General features: G+C 60.2%; 17 protein-coding genes. 10 read left to right on the top strand and 7 right to left on the bottom strand.

Annotated elements, in window-relative coordinates:
* Nucleotides 1-30 precede the first annotated feature (30 nt).
* The 8 genes from FUU19_RS12195 to pqqF all read left to right on the top strand — a co-directional run bounded on the left by FUU19_RS12195 (nucleotide 31) and on the right by pqqF (nucleotide 7479).
* On the top strand, nucleotides 31-693 hold the full coding sequence (locus FUU19_RS12195) for an O-methyltransferase (RefSeq protein ID WP_141968891.1): 663 nt from the start codon (nucleotides 31-33) through the stop codon (nucleotides 691-693).
* 81 nt (nucleotides 694-774) lie between these two features.
* Nucleotides 775-1824, top strand: a complete 1050-nt coding sequence (locus tag FUU19_RS12190; protein WP_230489782.1) for a dipeptidase — start codon at nucleotides 775-777, stop codon at nucleotides 1822-1824.
* 117 nt (nucleotides 1825-1941) lie between these two features.
* Complete coding sequence (gene pqqA / locus FUU19_RS12185; protein WP_004937827.1) at nucleotides 1942-2019, top strand: pyrroloquinoline quinone precursor peptide PqqA; 78 nt, start codon at nucleotides 1942-1944, stop codon at nucleotides 2017-2019.
* Between the two features lie 58 nt (nucleotides 2020-2077).
* A complete protein-coding gene (gene pqqB / locus FUU19_RS12180) occupies nucleotides 2078-2992 on the top strand; it encodes a pyrroloquinoline quinone biosynthesis protein PqqB (protein WP_230489781.1) in 915 nt (304 codons plus the stop codon).
* A 9-nt stretch (nucleotides 2993-3001) separates the two neighbouring features.
* Complete coding sequence (gene pqqC / locus FUU19_RS12175) at nucleotides 3002-3757, top strand: pyrroloquinoline-quinone synthase PqqC (protein WP_230507134.1); 756 nt, start codon at nucleotides 3002-3004, stop codon at nucleotides 3755-3757.
* The gene (gene pqqD / locus FUU19_RS12170) at nucleotides 3757-4035 is read left to right on the top strand and encodes a pyrroloquinoline quinone biosynthesis peptide chaperone PqqD (RefSeq protein ID WP_016927749.1); all 279 of its coding nucleotides are present in this window, start codon (nucleotides 3757-3759) and stop codon (nucleotides 4033-4035) included. The genes pqqC and pqqD overlap by 1 nt, the downstream gene beginning before the upstream one ends.
* Nucleotides 4028-5164, top strand: a complete 1137-nt coding sequence (gene pqqE / locus FUU19_RS12165) for a pyrroloquinoline quinone biosynthesis protein PqqE (RefSeq protein WP_141968899.1) — start codon at nucleotides 4028-4030, stop codon at nucleotides 5162-5164. The genes pqqD and pqqE overlap by 8 nt, the downstream gene beginning before the upstream one ends.
* A gap of 2 nt (nucleotides 5165-5166) precedes the next feature.
* On the top strand, nucleotides 5167-7479 hold the full coding sequence (gene pqqF, locus FUU19_RS12160; protein ID WP_230489779.1) for a pyrroloquinoline quinone biosynthesis protein PqqF: 2313 nt from the start codon (nucleotides 5167-5169) through the stop codon (nucleotides 7477-7479).
* Between the two features lie 405 nt (nucleotides 7480-7884).
* Here the strand turns inward: pqqF and FUU19_RS12155 are convergent, their stop codons facing one another.
* The 6 genes from FUU19_RS12155 to FUU19_RS12130 all read right to left on the bottom strand — a co-directional run bounded on the left by FUU19_RS12155 (nucleotide 7885) and on the right by FUU19_RS12130 (nucleotide 14285).
* The gene (locus FUU19_RS12155) at nucleotides 7885-9270 is read right to left on the bottom strand and encodes a purine-cytosine permease family protein (RefSeq protein ID WP_141968903.1); all 1386 of its coding nucleotides are present in this window, start codon (nucleotides 9268-9270) and stop codon (nucleotides 7885-7887) included.
* Between the two features lie 162 nt (nucleotides 9271-9432).
* Nucleotides 9433-10899, bottom strand: coding sequence for an aldehyde dehydrogenase (locus FUU19_RS12150; protein WP_141968905.1), 1467 nt, complete (start codon nucleotides 10897-10899; stop codon nucleotides 9433-9435).
* 11 nt (nucleotides 10900-10910) lie between these two features.
* Entirely contained in the window at nucleotides 10911-11948 is a 1038-nt protein-coding gene (locus tag FUU19_RS12145) for an LLM class flavin-dependent oxidoreductase (RefSeq protein ID WP_141968907.1), read from the bottom strand.
* A 19-nt stretch (nucleotides 11949-11967) separates the two neighbouring features.
* On the bottom strand, nucleotides 11968-12897 hold the full coding sequence (locus FUU19_RS12140; protein ID WP_202669485.1) for a flavin reductase family protein: 930 nt from the start codon (nucleotides 12895-12897) through the stop codon (nucleotides 11968-11970).
* Nucleotides 12884-13711 (bottom strand): alpha/beta fold hydrolase, encoded by an 828-nt coding sequence (locus FUU19_RS12135; protein WP_202669484.1) that lies wholly within the window; start codon nucleotides 13709-13711, stop codon nucleotides 12884-12886. Before FUU19_RS12135 ends, FUU19_RS12140 begins: the two co-directional genes overlap by 14 nt.
* Complete coding sequence (locus tag FUU19_RS12130) at nucleotides 13683-14285, bottom strand: amino acid synthesis family protein (RefSeq protein WP_043137410.1); 603 nt, start codon at nucleotides 14283-14285, stop codon at nucleotides 13683-13685. The genes FUU19_RS12135 and FUU19_RS12130 overlap by 29 nt, the downstream gene beginning before the upstream one ends.
* A 338-nt stretch (nucleotides 14286-14623) precedes the next feature.
* Here FUU19_RS12130 and FUU19_RS12125 point away from each other — a divergent pair, with 338 nt between their 5' ends.
* Nucleotides 14624-15418, top strand: coding sequence for a GntR family transcriptional regulator (locus FUU19_RS12125; RefSeq protein WP_230489775.1), 795 nt, complete (start codon nucleotides 14624-14626; stop codon nucleotides 15416-15418).
* 1 nt (nucleotide 15419) lies between these two features.
* On the top strand, nucleotides 15420-15716 hold the full coding sequence (locus FUU19_RS12120) for a DUF1330 domain-containing protein (protein WP_141968913.1): 297 nt from the start codon (nucleotides 15420-15422) through the stop codon (nucleotides 15714-15716).
* A 54-nt stretch (nucleotides 15717-15770) separates the two neighbouring features.
* On the opposite strand, the gene FUU19_RS12115 is transcribed toward FUU19_RS12120, so the two are convergent.
* Nucleotides 15771-18806, bottom strand: coding sequence for an autotransporter domain-containing protein (locus tag FUU19_RS12115; protein ID WP_141968915.1), 3036 nt, complete (start codon nucleotides 18804-18806; stop codon nucleotides 15771-15773).
* Nucleotides 18807-18810 lie beyond the last annotated feature (4 nt).

Raw genomic sequence — 18810 nt, 5'->3', positions numbered from 1 at the left:
ACGCGCTCCATTGACGACAGGAGATTTGCCATGAGTACCCTGACCACGGCCCCCTTAGCGCCGCTGCTAAGCAGCCTGTTCCAGCAGGCATCCCGCCACGCGCCGGCGCTTGCCGCCCTGTTCCGCGACGTGCCGGACGCAGAGCAAAGCCGGCTGATGCAGAGCAAAACCGAGTACCGCGAACTCTACCACCGCCTGAAGGATTTCCCGCTGGCCGTGTCGCCGGAAACCGGCGCATTGCTGTATATGCTGGCGCGCGGTTGCCGGGCGCAAAACATTGTCGAATTCGGTACGTCGTTCGGCATTTCTACCCTGCACTTAGCCGCCGCGCTGCGCGATAACGGCGGAGGCCGGTTGATCACCTGCGAGTTTGAACCGGGCAAAGCGGCGCAGGCGCGCAACAACCTGACCGAAGGCGGCGTCATCGACCTGGTGGAGATCCGGGTGGGCGACGCCCTGGAAACGCTGCGCGACGATCTGCCGGCCACGGTTGATCTGCTGCTGCTCGACGGCGCCAAGGGACTTTACCCTGATATTCTCGACTTGCTTGAGAGCCGTCTGCGGCCCGGCGCGCTGATCGTCGCCGACAACGCCGATGACAGCCCGGATTACCTGGCGCGGGTGCGCGCCCCGGCGGCAGGCTATCTCTCCACGCCGTTCGCAGATGACGTCGAGCTGTCGATTCGGCTTTAAAATCCCCATAGAGCGAGGGTTGTTCCCCCTCGCTCTATGGGAGAACATAGCGTTCACGATGCCTGACTCAGTGAAACGCCCATGACGCTTCCCCCTCTCTGGCCGGTGTTCGACGGCCATAATGATCTGCTGCTCAATCTGTGGCTGCAGCACGATGACGATCCGGCCACCGCCTTCTATTCCCGCGTCACGCCGGGCCACCTCGATTTCGCCCGTATGCGACGCGGCGGATTTTTCGGCGGACTGTTCGCGGTATTTATTCCCCCGGTCAGCTACATCGCCCAGATGCGTAACCAAACGCAGGACCAGGCGCAGGCCACCTTCGATCCGCTGGCGATCGCCGAACGGCAAATCGCCATCCTGCAGCAGCTGGAGCAGGCTTCTCAGGGGCAGCTGCGCATCTGTCGCACCGCCACCGAAATAGAACAGTGCCGCCTCAACCGGCAAATCGCCGCGGTGCTGCATATTGAAGGCGCCGGCATGATCGATGCGGAGCTGACACAGCTGGAGGCCTTCTACCGGCTGGGCGTGCGCAGCATCGGGCCATTCTGGAATCTGCCGAACGCCTTCGGCACCGGCGTCAGCGGGCCGTTCCCCGGCTCACCCGATACCGGCCCCGGCCTGACGCCGGCCGGCGAGGCGCTGATCCGCGCCTGTAACCGCCGCCGCATCATGATCGACGTCTCGCACATGAACGAGAAAACCTTCTGGCAAACCGCCGCGCTGAGCCGCGCGCCGCTGGTCGCCACCCACTCCAACGCCCACGCCCTCTGCCGACAGCCGCGCAACCTGACCGACGCGCAGCTGGACGCCATCGCCCAGAGCGGCGGGATGGTCGGCGTCAATTTCGGTACCGCCTTCCTGCGCGCGGACGGCAAACGTGACAGTGCAACAACCGGCTTAACAGAAATTGTTAAACACGTTGAGTATTTGATCGCTAAACTTGGTGAAGACCGCGTGGGATTTGGCTCTGATTTTGACGGGGTCAACGTACCGCAACCGTTGGCGGATGTCGGCGGCCTGCCGCTGCTGACGCAGGCGCTGGCACAGGCCGGGTTCGATAACCGGCTGCTGGAGAAGCTGACCTGGCGCAACTGGCTGAACGTGCTCGCCGCCACCTGGGGTGAATAACCCGGTTACGCTTTAAAGGTTGCGATCTCCGTCACATTTCGTCAACATTGGGCCGGCCGAATGAGAACGCTTCTCATTGGTCTCGATACTTTACGATGCATGCTAAGGAGCACCGCTATGACTACCTGGACTAAACCTGAGTTTGTTGACCTGCGCCTGGGGCTGGAAGTGACGCTGTACATTTCCAACCGTTAATCGCCCGTCTGCCCGCCTTTCGCGCGGGCATTTCTTTCCCTCTCTTTCTGGTTTAGACATGCAGATAAAAGTTCTCGGCTCGGCGGCGGGCGGCGGCTTTCCCCAGTGGAATTGCAACTGCGAAAACTGCCGGGGCGTTCGCGACCACAGCATCAACGCCACGCGCCGCACGCAGTCTTCCATCGCCATCAGTGATGATGACGGTAAAAACTGGGTGCTGTGCAACGTTTCCCCGGACATTTGCCATCAGCTGTTGGCCTCGCCCGAATTGAATAATCCCGACGTGCTGCGCGGCACCGGTATCGGCGCGATCGTGCTGACCGACAGCCAGATCGATCACAGCGCGGGCTTACTCAATTTGCGTGAGGGCTGTCCGCATCACGTCTGGTGCACGCCTGAAGTACATGACGATCTCAGCACCGGCTTCCCGGTGTTTCCCATCCTCTCCCACTGGAACGGCGGGCTGATTCACCACCCGGTGACGCCCGGTGAGCCGTTCCACACGGCGGTCTGCCCGACCGTGCGCTTTACCGCCATTCCGCTGCTCAGCAACGCGCCGCCCTATTCGCCGTATCGCGATCGTCCGTTGCCGGGCCACAACGTGGCGCTGTTTATCGAAGATAGCGCACGCGGGGTCGGGCTGCTGTATGCACCGGGCCTGGGTGAGCCGGACGAGGCGCTGATGCCGTGGCTGCGCCGCGCGGACTGCCTGCTGATCGACGGCACGCTGTGGCGCGACAACGAACTGGCCAACGCCGGCGTGGGCCGCAATACCGGCAAGGACATGGGGCATCTGGCGCTGGCGGAAGAACACGGGCTGGCGGCTCTGCTCGCCACCTTGCCCGCCAGGCGCAAAATCCTGATCCACATTAACAATACCAACCCTATCCTCAATGAAGACTCGGTAGAGCGGCAAAGCCTGACCGCCGCCGGCATTGAAGTGAGCTGGGACGGCATGAATATCGAACTGTAGGGAACCGCCATGACGCAACCACTCCCCCTTGACCCACAGGCGTTTGAAGCGGCGCTGCGCGCCAAAGGCGCTTATTACCATATCCACCACCCGTACCACATCGCGATGCACAACGGCGAAGCGACCCGCGAGCAGATCCAGGGCTGGGTGGCCAACCGGTTCTACTACCAGACCAGCATTCCGATCAAAGACGCGGCGATCATGGCTAACTGCCCACAGCCGGAAACCCGCCGCAAATGGGTGCAGCGTATCCTGGATCACGACGGCTACGGCGGCAGCGAAGGCGGCATCGAAGCCTGGCTGCGCCTGGGCGAAGCCGTCGGGCTGCAGCGCGACACCCTGCTCTCTGAAGAGTTGGTGCTGCCGGGCGTGCGTTTTGCGGTGGACGCCTATGTCAATTTCGCTCGCCGCGCTTGCTGGCAGGAAGCGGCCTGCAGCTCGCTGACCGAACTGTTCGCGCCGCAAATCCACCAATCGCGCCTCGACAGCTGGCCGCAGCACTACCCGTGGATCGACGCCGCCGGTTACGATTATTTCCGCAGCCGCCTCGGCCAGGCCAACCGCGATGTGGAACACGGCCTGGCGTTGGCGCTGGACTATTGCGACACCGTTGAAAAGCAGCAGCGCATGCTGGAGATCCTGCAGTTCAAGCTGGATATTCTGTGGAGCATGCTGGACACCATGAGCATGGCCTATACCCTGAACCGCCCGCCTTACCACAGCGTGACCGCCGCGCGGGTCTGGCACAACCAGAGGCTGGTGTAATGACGCTGAACCCTGAGCACACCCCCGTCTTCCGCCGCGGCTACCGCCTGCAATGGGAGCAGGTGCAAAACAGCCATGTGATCCTCTACCCGGAAGGCATGGCCAAGCTGAACGACAGCGCCGCCGCCATCTTGCAGTTGGTCGACGGCCACACCACGCTGAACGGAATCATCGCGCAGCTGAACGCCCGCTTCCCCGGCGCCGAGGGGTTAGCAGATGACGTGCTGGAATTTTTCCAGCGCGCCTATGAACAAAAATGGGTGACCTTCCGTGACTGAAGCACGCGCGCCGGCGGTGAACCCGCCGCTCTGGCTGCTGGCGGAGCTGACCTACCGCTGCCCGCTGCAGTGCCCCTATTGCTCCAACCCGCTCGATTTTGCCGCGCAGGAAAAAGAACTGACCACCGCGCAGTGGATCGAGGTGTTTCGCCAGGCGCGGGCGATGGGCAGCGTGCAGCTCGGTTTTTCCGGCGGCGAGCCGCTGGTGCGTAAAGACCTGCCCGAGCTGATCGCCGCCGCGCGCGATCTCGGCTTTTACACCAACCTGATCACTTCCGGCATCGGCCTGACCGAGAAGAAGCTGCAGACCTTCGCCGACGCCGGGCTGGACCATATCCAGATCAGCTTTCAGGCCAGCGACGAAACGCTGAACGCCGCGTTGGCGGGCTCTGCCAAGGCGTTTCAGCAGAAGCTGGCCATGGCCAAGGCGGTCAAGGCCCTCGGCTATCCGATGGTGCTCAACTTCGTGCTGCATCGCCATAATATCGGCCAGATCGACCGCATTATCGAACTGGCGATCCAGTTGGACGCCGACGACGTCGAGCTGGCGACCTGCCAGTTCTACGGCTGGGCGCACCTCAACCGCGAGGGCCTGCTGCCGACCCGCGAGCAGATCGCCGACGCGGAAGCGGTGGTGAAACGCTACCGCGAACGCATGGCCGCCGAGGGCAAGCTGGCCAACCTGCTGTTCGTCACGCCGGACTACTACGAGGAGCGCCCTAAAGGCTGCATGGGCGGCTGGGGCGCCATCTTCATGAGCGTGACGCCGGAAGGCATGGCGTTACCCTGTCACAGCGCTCGTCAGTTACCGATCGCCTTCCCGTCGGTGCTGGAGCACGATTTGCAGCATATCTGGTACCACTCGTTCGGTTTTAACCGCTATCGCGGCTATGACTGGATGCCGGAGCCCTGCCGTTCCTGCTCGGAGAAAGAGCAAGACTACGGCGGCTGCCGCTGTCAGGCGTTCATGCTGACCGGCAACGCCGACAACGCCGATCCGGTATGCGGCAAATCGCCGCACCACGGCACCATTCTGGCGGCGCGGGAAGCGGCGAACCGTTCGCAGATCGGTATCGATCAGCTGCGTTTTCGCAATCAGACCAACTCCCGTCTGATCTTCAAGGGTTGACGATGGCACTCGCCGGCGCCTCTTGGCAGCTCGACAACGGCTTGGCCGTCAAGGCGATAAGCGATCCTGCCGCCGCCGGCGCCGCCGCGCTGGTGCGCATTGAAGCGGGCAGTTTTCAGGCGCCCGTCGCCTGGCCGGGCCTGGCGCACCTGCTTGAGCATATGTTGTTTCGCGGCAGCGCGAACTTCAGCGCGCAAGATGGCCTGATGGGCTGGGTACCGTCGGTGGCTGGCCGACTGAACGCCACCACCCAGGCCACCCAAACCGCATTCTTCTTCGAGGTGGGCACCGAACATTTGGCGCAAGGGTTGGCACGGCTGAGCGACATGCTCGCCGCTCCACAGCTGGCGGCCGAGGCGATCGCACAAGAGGTTGAGGTCATCGACGCTGAATATCGCCTGCTGCGCGCCGAGGTGGAAACCCGCTGCGAAGCCGCACAGCGGCAGATGTTCGGTGGCCTGGACGCAATGCACCGCTTTCATATCGGCAGCCGCGCCGCGTTCGGCAACGACATTTCCGCCTTGCAGCAGGCGCTGCGGCAGTTTCACCAGCGCTATTTTCGCGCGCCAAACATGACGCTGTGGCTGCAAGGCCCGCAGTCGCTGGTACAGCTGCATGCGCTGGCCCAGTGCTACGGCAGCCGCTTGCCATCGGGCAGCGCCACACCACACGAGGCATTGCCGCCGCTGACCGCTGCGGAAGATTACACCCTGTCTCTTCCCGGCACGCCGCAGCTGAGATTGGTGTTTGCCCTGCCGCGTTCCCATTCACGCGGTTGGTTGCGGCGGCTGGAGGGCCTGCTGCAGGACGAAGCCCCCGGCGGGCTGCTGGCCCGGCTGCGTGCGCAGGCGTGGTGTGACGCCGTTCGGCTGGATTATTCGCGCTGCAGTGAGAACAACGCCCTACTGAGTTTTATCTTTACCGTCAATCACGGTTCAGCCGCTGAAGCTGCCCACATCGAAAGCGCGCTGCTGGCGTGGCTACGGGCGCTGCAGGTGCTGGCACCGGCTCAGCTTGCGCATTACGAACACCTGGCAAATCGCGATTTCCACCGCTTGACGCCGCTTGACCAGCTGCGTGCCAGAGCGCTAGGGCTGCCGCCGGCGGAACCGAACGACGATTGGCCGCGGCATATTGCGGCGCTGATTTGCGCGCCGCGTCGTCGCCTGGCAGTGCGATCCGATGGTGACGGCGAAACCCGTGAAATTCAAGGGCTGCCGCTGGCGCTTGGCCCCTTCGCCGGCGCCGCGCTGACGCCTGCAGCGGAACCTTTCCACTTTTTCTCCTCCTCGGCGGCGCTGCCAAGCCCGAGATTGCCTTCCGGCCTGGCGCCGCTGCGGCATCTGCTCCCCGGCGAAGCGCAGCCGGTGCTGCTGCTGCGGCCGGTGCCGTCCAGCCCCTTTAGTGATGAACAGGCTTACGGCTTACAGGCGGCGCTGCGCGCCGGGGCGGCCGAGCTGGCGCATCGGGAGGGTCATTTAAGCTTCGAACGCCACCAGGGCGTGTGGCTGCTGCAACTGGCGGGCAGCCACGCGCTGCTCTGCCACGGGCTGAGCGAGGTGAACCGAGCGCTGGCGGCGTTGCCGCAGGCTATCCTCAGCGAAGCGGCGAGGAACCTGCGCCATACGCAGCTGAAAGAACAAAGCGATATCGCCATTCGCCGCCTGTTAGCGCAATTGCCGGCGGCGCTCAGTGCACCAACCGCAGCGGCGCAATGGCATGCCACCTTGATCGGCGGCGATGGCGAGTTAAAACGGCAGCTGTCGCACCTGCTGTACGACTTCCCCTTTTCCGTGGCCGCGGAGCCGCCGCTGCCGACACATCAGCATCAGCGCCCCGTCACGCTGACGGAAAGCGGCGCCGAAAGCGCCTTACTGCAGTTTTACCCGCTGCCAAACGGCGAAGCCGAAGGCCGTTGGGCGCTGCGCGTGCTGGCCCAGCTTTACGCGCCGCGCTATTTTCAGCGGCTGCGCGTGGATCGCAACGTGGGCTACGTGGTGCAATGCGCCTTCCACCGCTGCGCCGATGCCGAAGGCCTGCTGTTCGCGCTGCAATCCCCGACGTTCACCGTTGAACAGCTACGGCAGTTAACCGACGAATTCTTATTACAGATGAGTCATGAGCTGCCGCACGTTAGCGCGGGTGAACTGGCGCAAATACAACAGGTGACGCAACAAAACTTGCAGCACCTCAGCACCGAATCGTTGCAGCGTGCCCGGGAAATTGCCTTGGAAAATCGCGCAATCATTGCCGCCAAGCCCATGACACTGGCGCAACTGACGGATTGGCAGCAGCGGCTGTTCCCCGCAGGCTGATATTGCGACGGTGCCAATCCGATGCGATATCAACGCAGCAAGACAAACAATCATCAGGGAAAGAGATCTCTCAGAGCATCGTGCTATCCCTGTAAAGATTGCTCCGGAAAATTATTTAAATAAGAGCATGTTGATTAATCGCTTAACCGACTTCTTTCTTTTCCTTTTATGCCAGGCATATATTCTCCGCTTTTTCATTCTTCTAAACTCATAAGCTAGAGATATATAAAACACCATGAGCAGCAACATTAATATAACAATCATAAGTTAGCCCAAATCCATTTAGCCATTTCATATGATTATTATCTAATTTAATAAATTAAAAAATTAGAAACATCCTGTTCTAAATATTACTTTATCATATCACTCAAACCGGACTTTATGCTGACCAGTGATACACGCGAATTATAACTGCACCGCCCAGTTAGCCCGCCGTGAGCAACACAATGGGTAAGCGATACCGGTCAGCACCATGCTGATCACCCAGGAAATGTCTGCGCCCGGGATCAGATTGGCATAGGGGCCGGAGAAGAACGCGTTCTCAACGAAAGGCACCTGCACCGCAATACCGCCGAAATAAACGCCGAGCGCGCGGGTGTTAAGCAGGCCATAGCGCCCGCCGTCAGCGCTGAAAATGGCCGAAATGTCATAGCGTTGGCGGTTAAGCAGGTAAAAATCGATCAGATTGATCATGCACCACGGGATCAACACCGAGATCAAGGCAAAGATCAGGTTCAGGAACAGATGAACGAAGTTGGCCGAGGCGACCAACGCCACCCATACCGATCCCAGCAGAATCAATGTCGAGAACAGCGTGCGTATACGCGCATTCGGCATCCACTGCGGCAAGAAGGTTTGTACGGCGGTAATCAACGAGAGCACCGCACCGTACAAATTCATCGAGTTATGGCAGATGATGTTGATCAGAAACAACACCATCAGCACCGGCCCCAACCCTCCCGTCGCCTGACGCACCGCCTCCATGGCATCGTCGCTGCCGGCGACCAGATTGACCGCCACCATGCCGAACACAAAGGCCAAAATGGTGCCGCTGCAGGCGCCGAAGTAGGTATACAGGAAGGGTTTGGCGATGCCGACTTCCGCCGGCAGGTAGCGCGAATAGTCTGACGTGTAGGGCGAGAAGCTGATTTGCCAGACGGCGCCGATGCAGAACGTGGCGAACCAACCGGCAATGCTGAACGATCCCCGCTGCCAAAAATCCGCCGGCAGCGGTTGAGAAAACATCAATACCAGCCCGAGAATCAACGCGCTGCCCATCACCCAGGCGCCGATTTTGTTGATCTTATGGATGAAACGGTAACCCACCACCCCGATCAGCGTCGCCAGCACCGCGCCAATCACCGTCGCCGCGCCCATGTTCAATGACGGGATGACGTTATGGATGACCTTGCCCGAGAGCGTGATGTTAGAAATGAAGAATCCCAGATAGATCACCGTGGCGAACACGATCACCAACAGCGACCCATAGCGGCCGAACTGCGCCCGACTCTGCACCATTTGCGGTATCCCGACCTGCGGCCCCTGGGCCGAGGTCAGCGCCAGAAAAATGCCGCCGAACAGGTGGCCGGCGATAATCGCGCTCAGCGCCGAGAGAATATCGAGATGAAACGTCTGCGTGGAGATGGCCCCGGTCACGACCGCCAGCGGCGCAATGTTGGTGCAAAACCACAGGGTGAACAGGCTGCGGGCATGGCCATGACGCTCCCCGGCGGGAACAAAATCGATCGACTTGTCTTCAATAAACGCGGTCTGCTCTGGCTGAGAATTCATATATCCCCCGGTTAACCTGGATTATTATTTTTTACAGCGTGTAGGGTGCCAATACGTCGAAAAAAGCGTGCGTTTGCCCCGGCGACATTGCGATCGCCGGTTTTAACACGATGAAAACTGGGTTGCCGGGCGCGATCCGAGATCGCGCCTGATTGCGCTGGCTCAGCGCATGACGAAGGGATCGTCTATCGGATCGTCACTGGTGCGCAGCCATACCGTCTTGCTGGTGGTGTATTCCAGCGCGGCGTCAATCCCGCCCTCGCGGCCAAACCCCGACTTGCCGTAACCGCCGAACGGCGCCAGCGGCGATACCGCTCGATAGGTATTGAGCCACACCACGCCCACCCGCAGGCGACGGGTCACCCGGTGCGCGCGCGTCAGGTTCTGCGTGAAAATGCCGGCCGCCAGGCCATAGGCTGAATCATTGGCAAGCTGGATGGCCTCCGCTTCGTCCCTGAAGGTCAACACCGACAGCACCGGGCCGAACAGCTCTTGCTTCACGCACTCGGCGTCGGGTTGCGCGCTGCAATCGACGATCGTCGGCGGGTAGTAAAATCCCGGTGAATCGATCGCCGCATGGCCAATCACCAGTTTCGCCCCCTGCTCCAGCGAGCGGCTGACGATGGCGGCGATCCGTGCTTGCTGCTGCCGGGTGCAAAGCGGCCCGAACTGAGTGTCCGGGCGATCCGGCGGCCCGATGCGGATACTACGCACCCTCTCCGTCAGCCGGGCCAAAAACGCGTCTTTGATGCTTTCCGCCACCAGCAGGCGCGAACCGGCTACGCAGCTCTGACCCGACGCGGCGAAAATGGCCGCCACCTGCGCATTCGCCGCGCTGGTCAGATCCGCGTCGTCGAAGACGATAAACGGCGATTTTCCGCCCAGCTCCAGCGAGGTGCTGGCGAGATTTTCCGCACTGCCGCGAACGATATGCCTCGCGGTTTCCGCGCCGCCGGTAAAGGCGATGTGGTCTACCTGCGGATGCGCCGTCAGCACCGCACCGCATTCGGCGGCAAAGCCGGTGATCACATTGCACACGCCGCGTGGAAAGCCGGCCTGGTCTATCAGTTTGGCGAACGCCAGCAGCGGCACAGGCGCGGTTTCCGCCGCTTTCACCACCAGGGTGCAGCCGGCGGCGATCGCCGGGCCAATTTTCACCGCCGCGAGAAACAGCTGACTGTTCCAGGGCACGATCGCCGCCACCACGCCGATCGGCTCACGTCGAACCCAGGTTTCCATATCGGGTTTGTCGATCGCCAGCACGCTGCCTTCCATCTTATCGGCCAGGCCGGCGTAGTACCGGTAGTATTCCGCTACATAAGCGATCTGCGCCTGGGTTTCACGGATGATCTTGCCGGTATCCAGCGTCTCCAGCCGCGCCAGCTCGGGGGCGTGTTGCTCCAGCAAATCGGCCAGCCGTAACAACAGCTTGCCGCGAGCGCCGGCGGTCATGTCGCGCCATTCGGCTCCCTGAAACGCCCGGTGTGCCGCCGCAACGGCGCGATCCACATCCTGGGCGCGCGCTTCCGCCACCTGCGCCCAGGGTTCGCCGGTCGCCGGATTGAGCGAGGCAAAGGTCGCCGATCCGCCATCAAACCGACCATCAATATAAAGTTCGAACGACTCCATTAGCGCCTCCGTTAGTGAAATTCCGGCATCACGCAGCGAATGAACCGCTCCAGAGAGGCCTTCTTACGCGCAAAGCTCATGCCGCTGTCGATCCACAACGCAAACTCGTCATAACCCAGCGCCTCATATTTTTTCAGCCGCGTAATGACCTCATTGGCGGTGCCGATAGCCAGGTTGGTGCGCATCATGTCGGCGGAGTAATAGGGATTGGCGGCAATCTCCTCGTCGCTGAGCGGCTGAATCAATCCTTGCTGAACCGGACGTTGGTTCTTGAACCAGGCGCCGAAGTAATGGTAGAAACGGTTGAGCTCTTCCGCCGCCAGACGGGCGTCCGCCTCGTCTTCCGCCACGTAGCCATGCTGCAACAGCATGATCTTCAGCGGCTGCTCGGCGGCGAAACGCGCACGCGCCTCGTTGAAACAGGTCACCAGCCGCACGATCTCCTCTTCCCCCTGATGCAGCGGCGTAACCTGAACGTTGCAGCCGTTTTGCACCGCAAATTCGTGGCTGTTGGGATCGCGCGCCGCCACCCAAATCGGCGGATGCGGCTGCTGTTTCGGCAGCGGCGAGGAGGTGGTCGCCGGGAACGACCAGTATTCCCCCTGATGGGCATAGTCGCCCTGCCAGAGTTTTTTTACCGCCGGGATCAGCTCACGCATGCGCTGCCCGGCATCCCAAGCGGTCAAACCAGGCATCAGCCGTTCATATTCATAGGAATAGGCGCCGCGCGCGATACCCAGCTCCAGCCTGCCGCCGGTGATGATGTCGGTCATCGCCGCCTCGCCCGCCAGACGGATCGGGTGATTGAACGGTGCAATGATGGTGCCGGTGCCGAGCCGCACCCTGGAAGTGCGCCGGGCAATGTCCGCCAGATTGATGAACGGATTCGGCGCGATGGTGAAATTCATGCCGTGGTGCTCACCGGTCCAGATGGCGTGCATGCCGCCGCGATCGGCGATTTCACACAGTTCGATCATCTCCTGGTAGAGCTTTTCCTGCGACTCTTCGGGTAACGTTCGTTCCATATGCACGAATAAAGACAGTTTCATCACACTCTCCCGTTCAGCCTCAACCGGCGAATTGCTTGATGGCACCGTTGTGCTCATCGCCATAATAGATACCGTAATTGCCTACGGCGTTTTCTTTGACGAACCGGCCCAGCATCGACCGCAGCGCCGGATCCTTGATCGGCAGCCGCGCCAGCGTCGGCATGTCGAACCATTCCGCCGCACTCAGCTGTGGGGTCAAGCTGCCGGTGTCGGTCGGCAGCGCGCACAGAAAAACGATGTGTTGCTGGTACTTCTGCCGGTCGTCGTAGACGGAATAGACGAAACCCGGATGGGCGTTGATGCCCAACTGCTGCAGTAAATCCCCCAACGTTTCGCTGACGCTGCGTTTCTCCACCGCGCTGGACGGCAGCTGATAGCCGCCGTCGTTTTGCCGCACCATCACGGCGTGCCCTTCAAACTCGATCAGCGCGCTCACCACCACCTGCGGCCCGCCAATCAGCGACTGCGCGTTTTGATAAGGCGTGAAGTATGCGCCGCGGTAATACCCCAGACCGGCGGTCGCGTTGGACTCGAACCCTTCGACCTTGCCGATCAGAATGGCATGGTCGCCGGCGTCCACCACCTGATGCAGCGAACAGTCGAACCACGCCGAACTGTTATCGATCAGTGGCACCCGTGACGCGCTCCAGCGCCAATCGATCAGCGCAAAGCGGTCTTCGTTCTTTTGCGCAAAAATGGTTGAAGCCTCTTTTTGCCGTTCCGCCAGAATATTGATGGCGAAATGGCTGCACTGGGTAAAGTGCTCCAGATTCGCCGAACGCTTATCGATGCTCACCAACAGCAGCGCCGGATCCAGCGATACCGACGAAAACGAATTGGCGGTGAAGCCAATCGGCCGCCCCTGCTTGTCCACCGAGGTTACAATGGTGACGCCGGTCATAAAGGCGCCGAAAGCGTCGCGCAACTGCCTGCGTTTATCCGCGTCCATTTGCCGCTCCTACAGTCAAAGGTTGCTCTGCGGTCAGAAAATCGAGCATCAGCGCGTTGACGCGTTGCGCATCGGTCAAACTGACCATGTGTTTGGCGTTCTCAATGATCACCGCGCGCCCGTTCGGGGCGGCCTGCGCCATTTGCCGCGCCATCTCCGGGCTGGAATTGGCGTCGTGCTCGCCGGTCAATACCAACACCGGGCAGCGGATAAGGTGCCAACGTTGGGCATACACCCGATCGCCGGTCGCAAACGCCTGATACGCGCGGGCATAGCCCGTGACGTCCACCTGTTGTAACCAGCCGCCCACCTGCCGGCGCAGATGCTGTTCGACAGGATCGGCGCCGAACCACCGGCTCAGCGGCGAGTCGAGCTGCGTCTGGCCGCTGGCCAACGCGCTGGCGCGTTGCGCGACCGCGGCGCTGGCTTGGGGCGTGCGTTGAAACACGCCGCTCATCACCACGGCGCGATTAACCCGCTCCGGATAATCGATCGCCAAACCGGCGGTGATCAACGCCCCCATCGAGTGTCCCGCCACCGCAACGCTCGGCGCATCCAGGGTGTTTAAGAAGGCCGCCATCCAGCGCACATAATCCTCCAGCGTCGCGGCGTGGGCGAAGCCTTCGCTTTCGCCGTGGCCCGGCATATCGACGGCGATGACCCGAAAGCGCGCGCTAAGCGCATCGAGCTGGGGATACCAGACCTCCGCGTTCATGCCTACGCCGTGGATCAACACCAGCGGCTCGCCATGCCCGGCCTCCAGATACCCCACCCGCAGAGCGGGCTCAGACAGCTGCCGGATTGTTCTGATCATGGCCCAACTCTTTCAGATCCAAATAACGGTTGCCGATACGGTGATGCGGCCGCCCCCCCAGCGCCGCGCCCAGTGCAATGACGATCTCGTCGTCGAAAGGCGCGTCGTTGATGTTGAACTGGAATGTCAGGTAGTGCTCACGGCTGCCTTCGTCGTTTTTCCCCATCATCGGGATCAGAATCGGCGCGTTGGCCGGCCCACGGGTATTGTTGAACGCCAGATAGCTTTTGCCGTTGACCGCCGAGCGGTAGTGGTTGCCGAAATGCAGCGTGTGAATCAACGCCGAGGCGTGTTCCAACTCGCCGCCCAGCCCCACCACCGCGCTTTTGCCGAAGGCTTCCACCCGCTCGCCGGAGCCGGCTTCCTTGAGGATCAAACCGGTCAGCAGCTCACCCAGCACCGGCGCCATTTCTCGAATCTTTGGCGCCAGATCCTCGACAAAGCCTTGTCTGGCCCAGGGGTTTTTGATGACCGCCGCGGCGGCGATCATCACCAGCGGTTTGCCCGCCGATTTGCCGCCGTCGGTGTAGATCGTTTCGGTAGAGACCAGGGTCTTGCGAATGTCTTGATGCATAAGGGACCTCGAAAAGTAAATCAAATGTTAACCATGTGTCACGATTCGAGGGTATAGCATCGGGCAGATTGGCATGTCAAAGTTTGGTATACCATAATACGGTATTCTTATTTTACGATGGGACGGCAAAAATAAATTGAAAATAACATTTATTAATCAATGCATTAATAAACTCACTTGGGCTTTGACGGAGGGCAAAACGCCGGCCATGACCGCCCCCACTCGGCAACCTGTGCCGGTGCCGAACCCGTTGAGCCAGCGGGTATCGGCAACGAAAAGCGGTTTTTTTAGGCTATCTTTCGATTTTGTGAGCTGCTGCAACATTCACCGTTTTGGCGATGCGGCGCGAAATCGGCCGCCGTTGCTTTGCGGGTTGGAAAGATGTTAATAGTACCGGGCAAACGGGAATTCGCGTCGTTATCCGGATTAATGATGATCCACAAAAAATAGAGACAATTATGGTTCAGGCATCATTGAAGATTGAGAATGCACCGGTCACCTTGCGCGAATTGGCATTGGCGAAAATTAGGCAGGCGATTATCTCAGGGTATTTTCAGGCCGGCGATCGTTTGGTGGAACGCAGCCTGTGCGAGGAGCTGGGCGTCAGCCGCAGCGTGGTGCGTGAGGTGATCCGTTATCTCGAAGCGGAGGGACTCATTGAGACGCTCGGCAAGAAAGGGCCGATTGTCGCTATTTTGACCTGGGACATTGCCGAGCAGATTTATACTATTCGTCTGCTGCTTGAACAGGATGCCGCTCACGACTGCGCCTTGAACGCTGGGCCGGAAGATAAAAAGAAACTGCATGAAAAATTAATTGCAATTAATCAGGCTTCGGCCGGGCAGGACGATATTCAGCGCGTTGAAGCGTCGCAGGCTTTTTATGAAACCATTTTCCAGGTGGCCCATCACGCCATCGCCTGGGAAATCGTTCAACGCCTGAATAGCCGCATCAGCCGCCTGCGCGCCCTGACCTTGAAAACCCCGGAGCGTCAGCTGGCCGGTTTCGAGCGCATGACGCGGATCTATCACGCCATCGAGCAAAACAACCCGGCGCAGGCCAGGCAAGAGGTCATCGAACATCTGACCGAGGCTGCCGCACTGGCCAAGCGCATTCTGCAGCAGGAGTCCTGAAATGCCCGCGTATTGGATTGCCCATGTCACCGTAAGAGATCCGCAGCAATATCAGCATTATATGGATTTGGCGCCCCAGGCGTTTCGCCAGTTCAACGCCCGTTTTCTCGCCCGCGGCGAACAGGCGCAAACGCTCGAAGGCCCAGCGTTCATAAAGCATGTGCTGATCGAATTCGACGACTACGCTACCGCGTTGGCTTGCTACCATTCACCGGCCTATCAGTTGGCAAAACAACAGCGGCACCACGTGGCGGAAGCCATGATTACCATCGTCGACGGCTTGCCGCCCGCCCAATAAAAAACCTCCATCGTTGCGATGGAGGCTGAGTAGGGTGAAGCACGCTAACCGCGATCAGAAGCGCCAGGTCAGACCGGCGTTGACGCTGTTATCCTGGTGGTTTGACGATAACTGCCCGCCGTAGCCAAGGGACAAGACGGCGTTTTTGTTTACCGCAACATCGACGCCCGCTTTCAGAATCGCCCCATCGCGGGAAACCGGCACGCTGTTCACGTCGAACGCCGCATCGGTACGTTTGAACATCAGCTGCGTTTTGCGCTCCAGCTTGCCGTATTGATGCTGCCAGCCCAGTTCGCCGCGCAGCGCGATCGCCACGCTATCGGCCTGCCATTGGGTATCGGCCCGCAGGCCCAGCGTTGACGCGGTGGCAGACTGGCTTTGCTTATCGCCGCGCAGCGCCGCCGCCCCGCCTTGCTCGCTGATCCCCTCATTCCGATAGTGGGTGTACGCCAGGTTGGCGAATGGCTCCAGATTGGCCACATCGTTGCTCCAATCGTAACCGCTTTCGATAAACAGCTGGCCGGTGCGCGCGTTATAGCTGGCCTTCTCGCGATCCGACTGTGCGCCGTAGTTCACCGAGCGTGAGGTATCGATACGATGCCAGGTATAGGTGCCCCCCGCCCGCAGCGCCAACGCACCGAAGCGTTTGTCGCCATACAGCCCCAAATGGTAGTTGTCGCTGTGCGCATCTGACTGATAACCACCGTCCAGCGAGGTGCGGGTATACCCGGTCATTACCCCAAGCCGGCCGTCGTCAAACAGCTCGCCATCCAAACCCAACAGCACGCCGTAGGTGGACGTTTGGTAACCGGTGGCATTATCGTTGCCGGAAGCATGCCCCCAGTTGCCCAGCAGTTTCGCCCAGGCCCCATTATCATCCGCCTTGATATCGGAAGCGATACGGCGGCCTTCCGCCTGGCGCAAGCGCTCGGTGGCGGCATCGCGTAGGTAACGGCTTTCGTTAATCTGGGCGGAAGCCATATCCGCATGGACCTGGCCGGACAGTTGGCGGGTCGCCTGTTGCAGCTCTCTGGCCGACGTGAAGCCGAGGAAGCTTTCATACACCGGATGGCCGGTTACGACGCCCGCATCTTCGGTATCGGCTTGCGCTTTGCCTTCATCACTTTGCAGTGCGTTTAGCGCCTCAGCGGTAGGGGCAGCCACGCTGCGCTTCACCGTTTCCGTGACCGGCTCCGTCGCGTTGAGCGTTTCCACCGCGCGGGCCACCGCTTTTTCGTTCTCAGTGCTGGCCAGGGTGTCAAAACGGGCGGCGGTGCGGGTGATGCCAAGGCCGACGTCATTACCCTGATAATCCAGCGTCACATTAACAAACGGATACGCTGGGTTGGCGTTTTCGAACCGGCCGTTGACGCCGTCCGTCGTCGTCAGGATGGTGTATTTGTTGCCCAACAAACTTTGCGCCTCATTCTGCGACAGCAGGTTTTTGCTGTGCTCCAGGCTGACGTTCACGCTGCCGCCGTTGAGAAACGCGCGTCGTGCGTCGATCTTGTCGCTGCGGCCATTGTCAGCCACTTCCACGTTATACTGCGAACCGCGATCAAAAATGGCGTCGTGCAACACATGCAGCGTGCCGATGCCGTTACCCGGCGCGACGCTGCCGCCCCGAACCGCCCTGAAGGCGCCTACGGTACCCTCACCGGACAAGGTGCCGCTATTTTCGATATAGACGTTGGAGGCCACCGAACCGTTGATCGCCAACACGCCCTGTTTCACCCAGGTATCACCGCGATAGGTGTTATTACCCAACAACGCCAGCGTGCCGGCGCCCGTTTTGGTCAAGCCGCCGTGCCCGCTGATGTCGTTACTCCACGAATCGAAGTCGCATTCGCTCGACGTGCATCGCCGCTCAACAGAGGTACCGGGTTCGACGATATTTCCCAGACCGGGGATATTCACCACGAACTGTTTTTCACTGTAGGAGCCCGGTACATAATATTCCTGCGGGATATCCTCTTGGGTAATAAACATTTTCGGGCCGTTGATCGCATCACGTAAATTGACACGTCCCCAGCCAAACAGATTATCAATACCGGCAACACCCAAATCGGTGGCGGTAGTTTTAATTACCGCGGATATTTGATCGGCGCTCATATAAGGGAAGCGTTGCATCAATACGGCGGCAACGCCGGTAACGTGCGGCGCCGCCATTGAGGTGCCGGATTTATTGCCGTAGCCGGGATTAAGCGAAAGCTCGCCCTTATTATAGGCTTCGCGATTAACGGCGCCGCCGGTATTGGACTCCAGCCGGCCGACGGTGCTGTAAATATCGGAGCCCGGTGCAGAAACGCAGTAACTGGCCGTTTGCCCGCAGCTCGTCGAAGAGACGCTTAACGTGTTTTCGTCGCTCAGGTTGGTCACGATCAGGTAATTGTTCAAGACGTCCGGGAAGGCGTAAGGCAGCGATTTTTGCGCTTCGGGAATATTGTAGTTGTTGTAATTGCCTGCCGAGAAGACGATCAGCTTACCGTGCCGGGCCGCCCGCAGCAGCGTTGGCATCGCGCTGTGCGCGCCGGTAGGCACCGGCTGTTCGCTACCCCATTCCACACTGGCTTTGTTGCGCATCATCTCGCCGATCACTTCGCTTTTTACGAATGCCACGTAGTCCGGCCTGCCGTTCGGCAACCAAATGATATCGCCTTTGGCATCAAGGCGAATGTCCGGTGCAATCCCCCAGCTGTTGTTGATGACGCGAGCCGCGCTCTGAATCAACGCCTCACGGCCGTTGCGGTTACCGTAGTCATTCAATTTGGTGCCGATAATATCCGCGTCGAAAGCCACGCCGTGCATACCGCCGCCGTCTCTTTTCGCTGCGGCAATACCGGCTACATGGGTACCGTGATCGCCGAAAGACATATTGTCTTGTTTATCGTACGAGAAATTATAACTGCCGTTATCCAATCGCGTCAGTTTGCCGGCGAATTCAGAATGGGAAAGAATGGCGTTGTCGATAATGCCGATGGTTATGCCTTTTCCAGTATACCCTCTGGCATAGGCAAATTCGGCGGAAATAGCCTCAAGCCCCCATTGGCGGTTAAACTCAGCGGTTTTCCAACTGTCAGGCGCGCCCAACCGA

This window comes from Serratia montpellierensis (assembly GCF_020858655.1).
Taxonomy (GTDB): domain Bacteria; phylum Pseudomonadota; class Gammaproteobacteria; order Enterobacterales; family Enterobacteriaceae; genus Serratia; species Serratia montpellierensis.
Note: the sequence above shows the minus strand (reverse complement) of the source record. Positions and strands in the feature narration are given on the sequence as shown.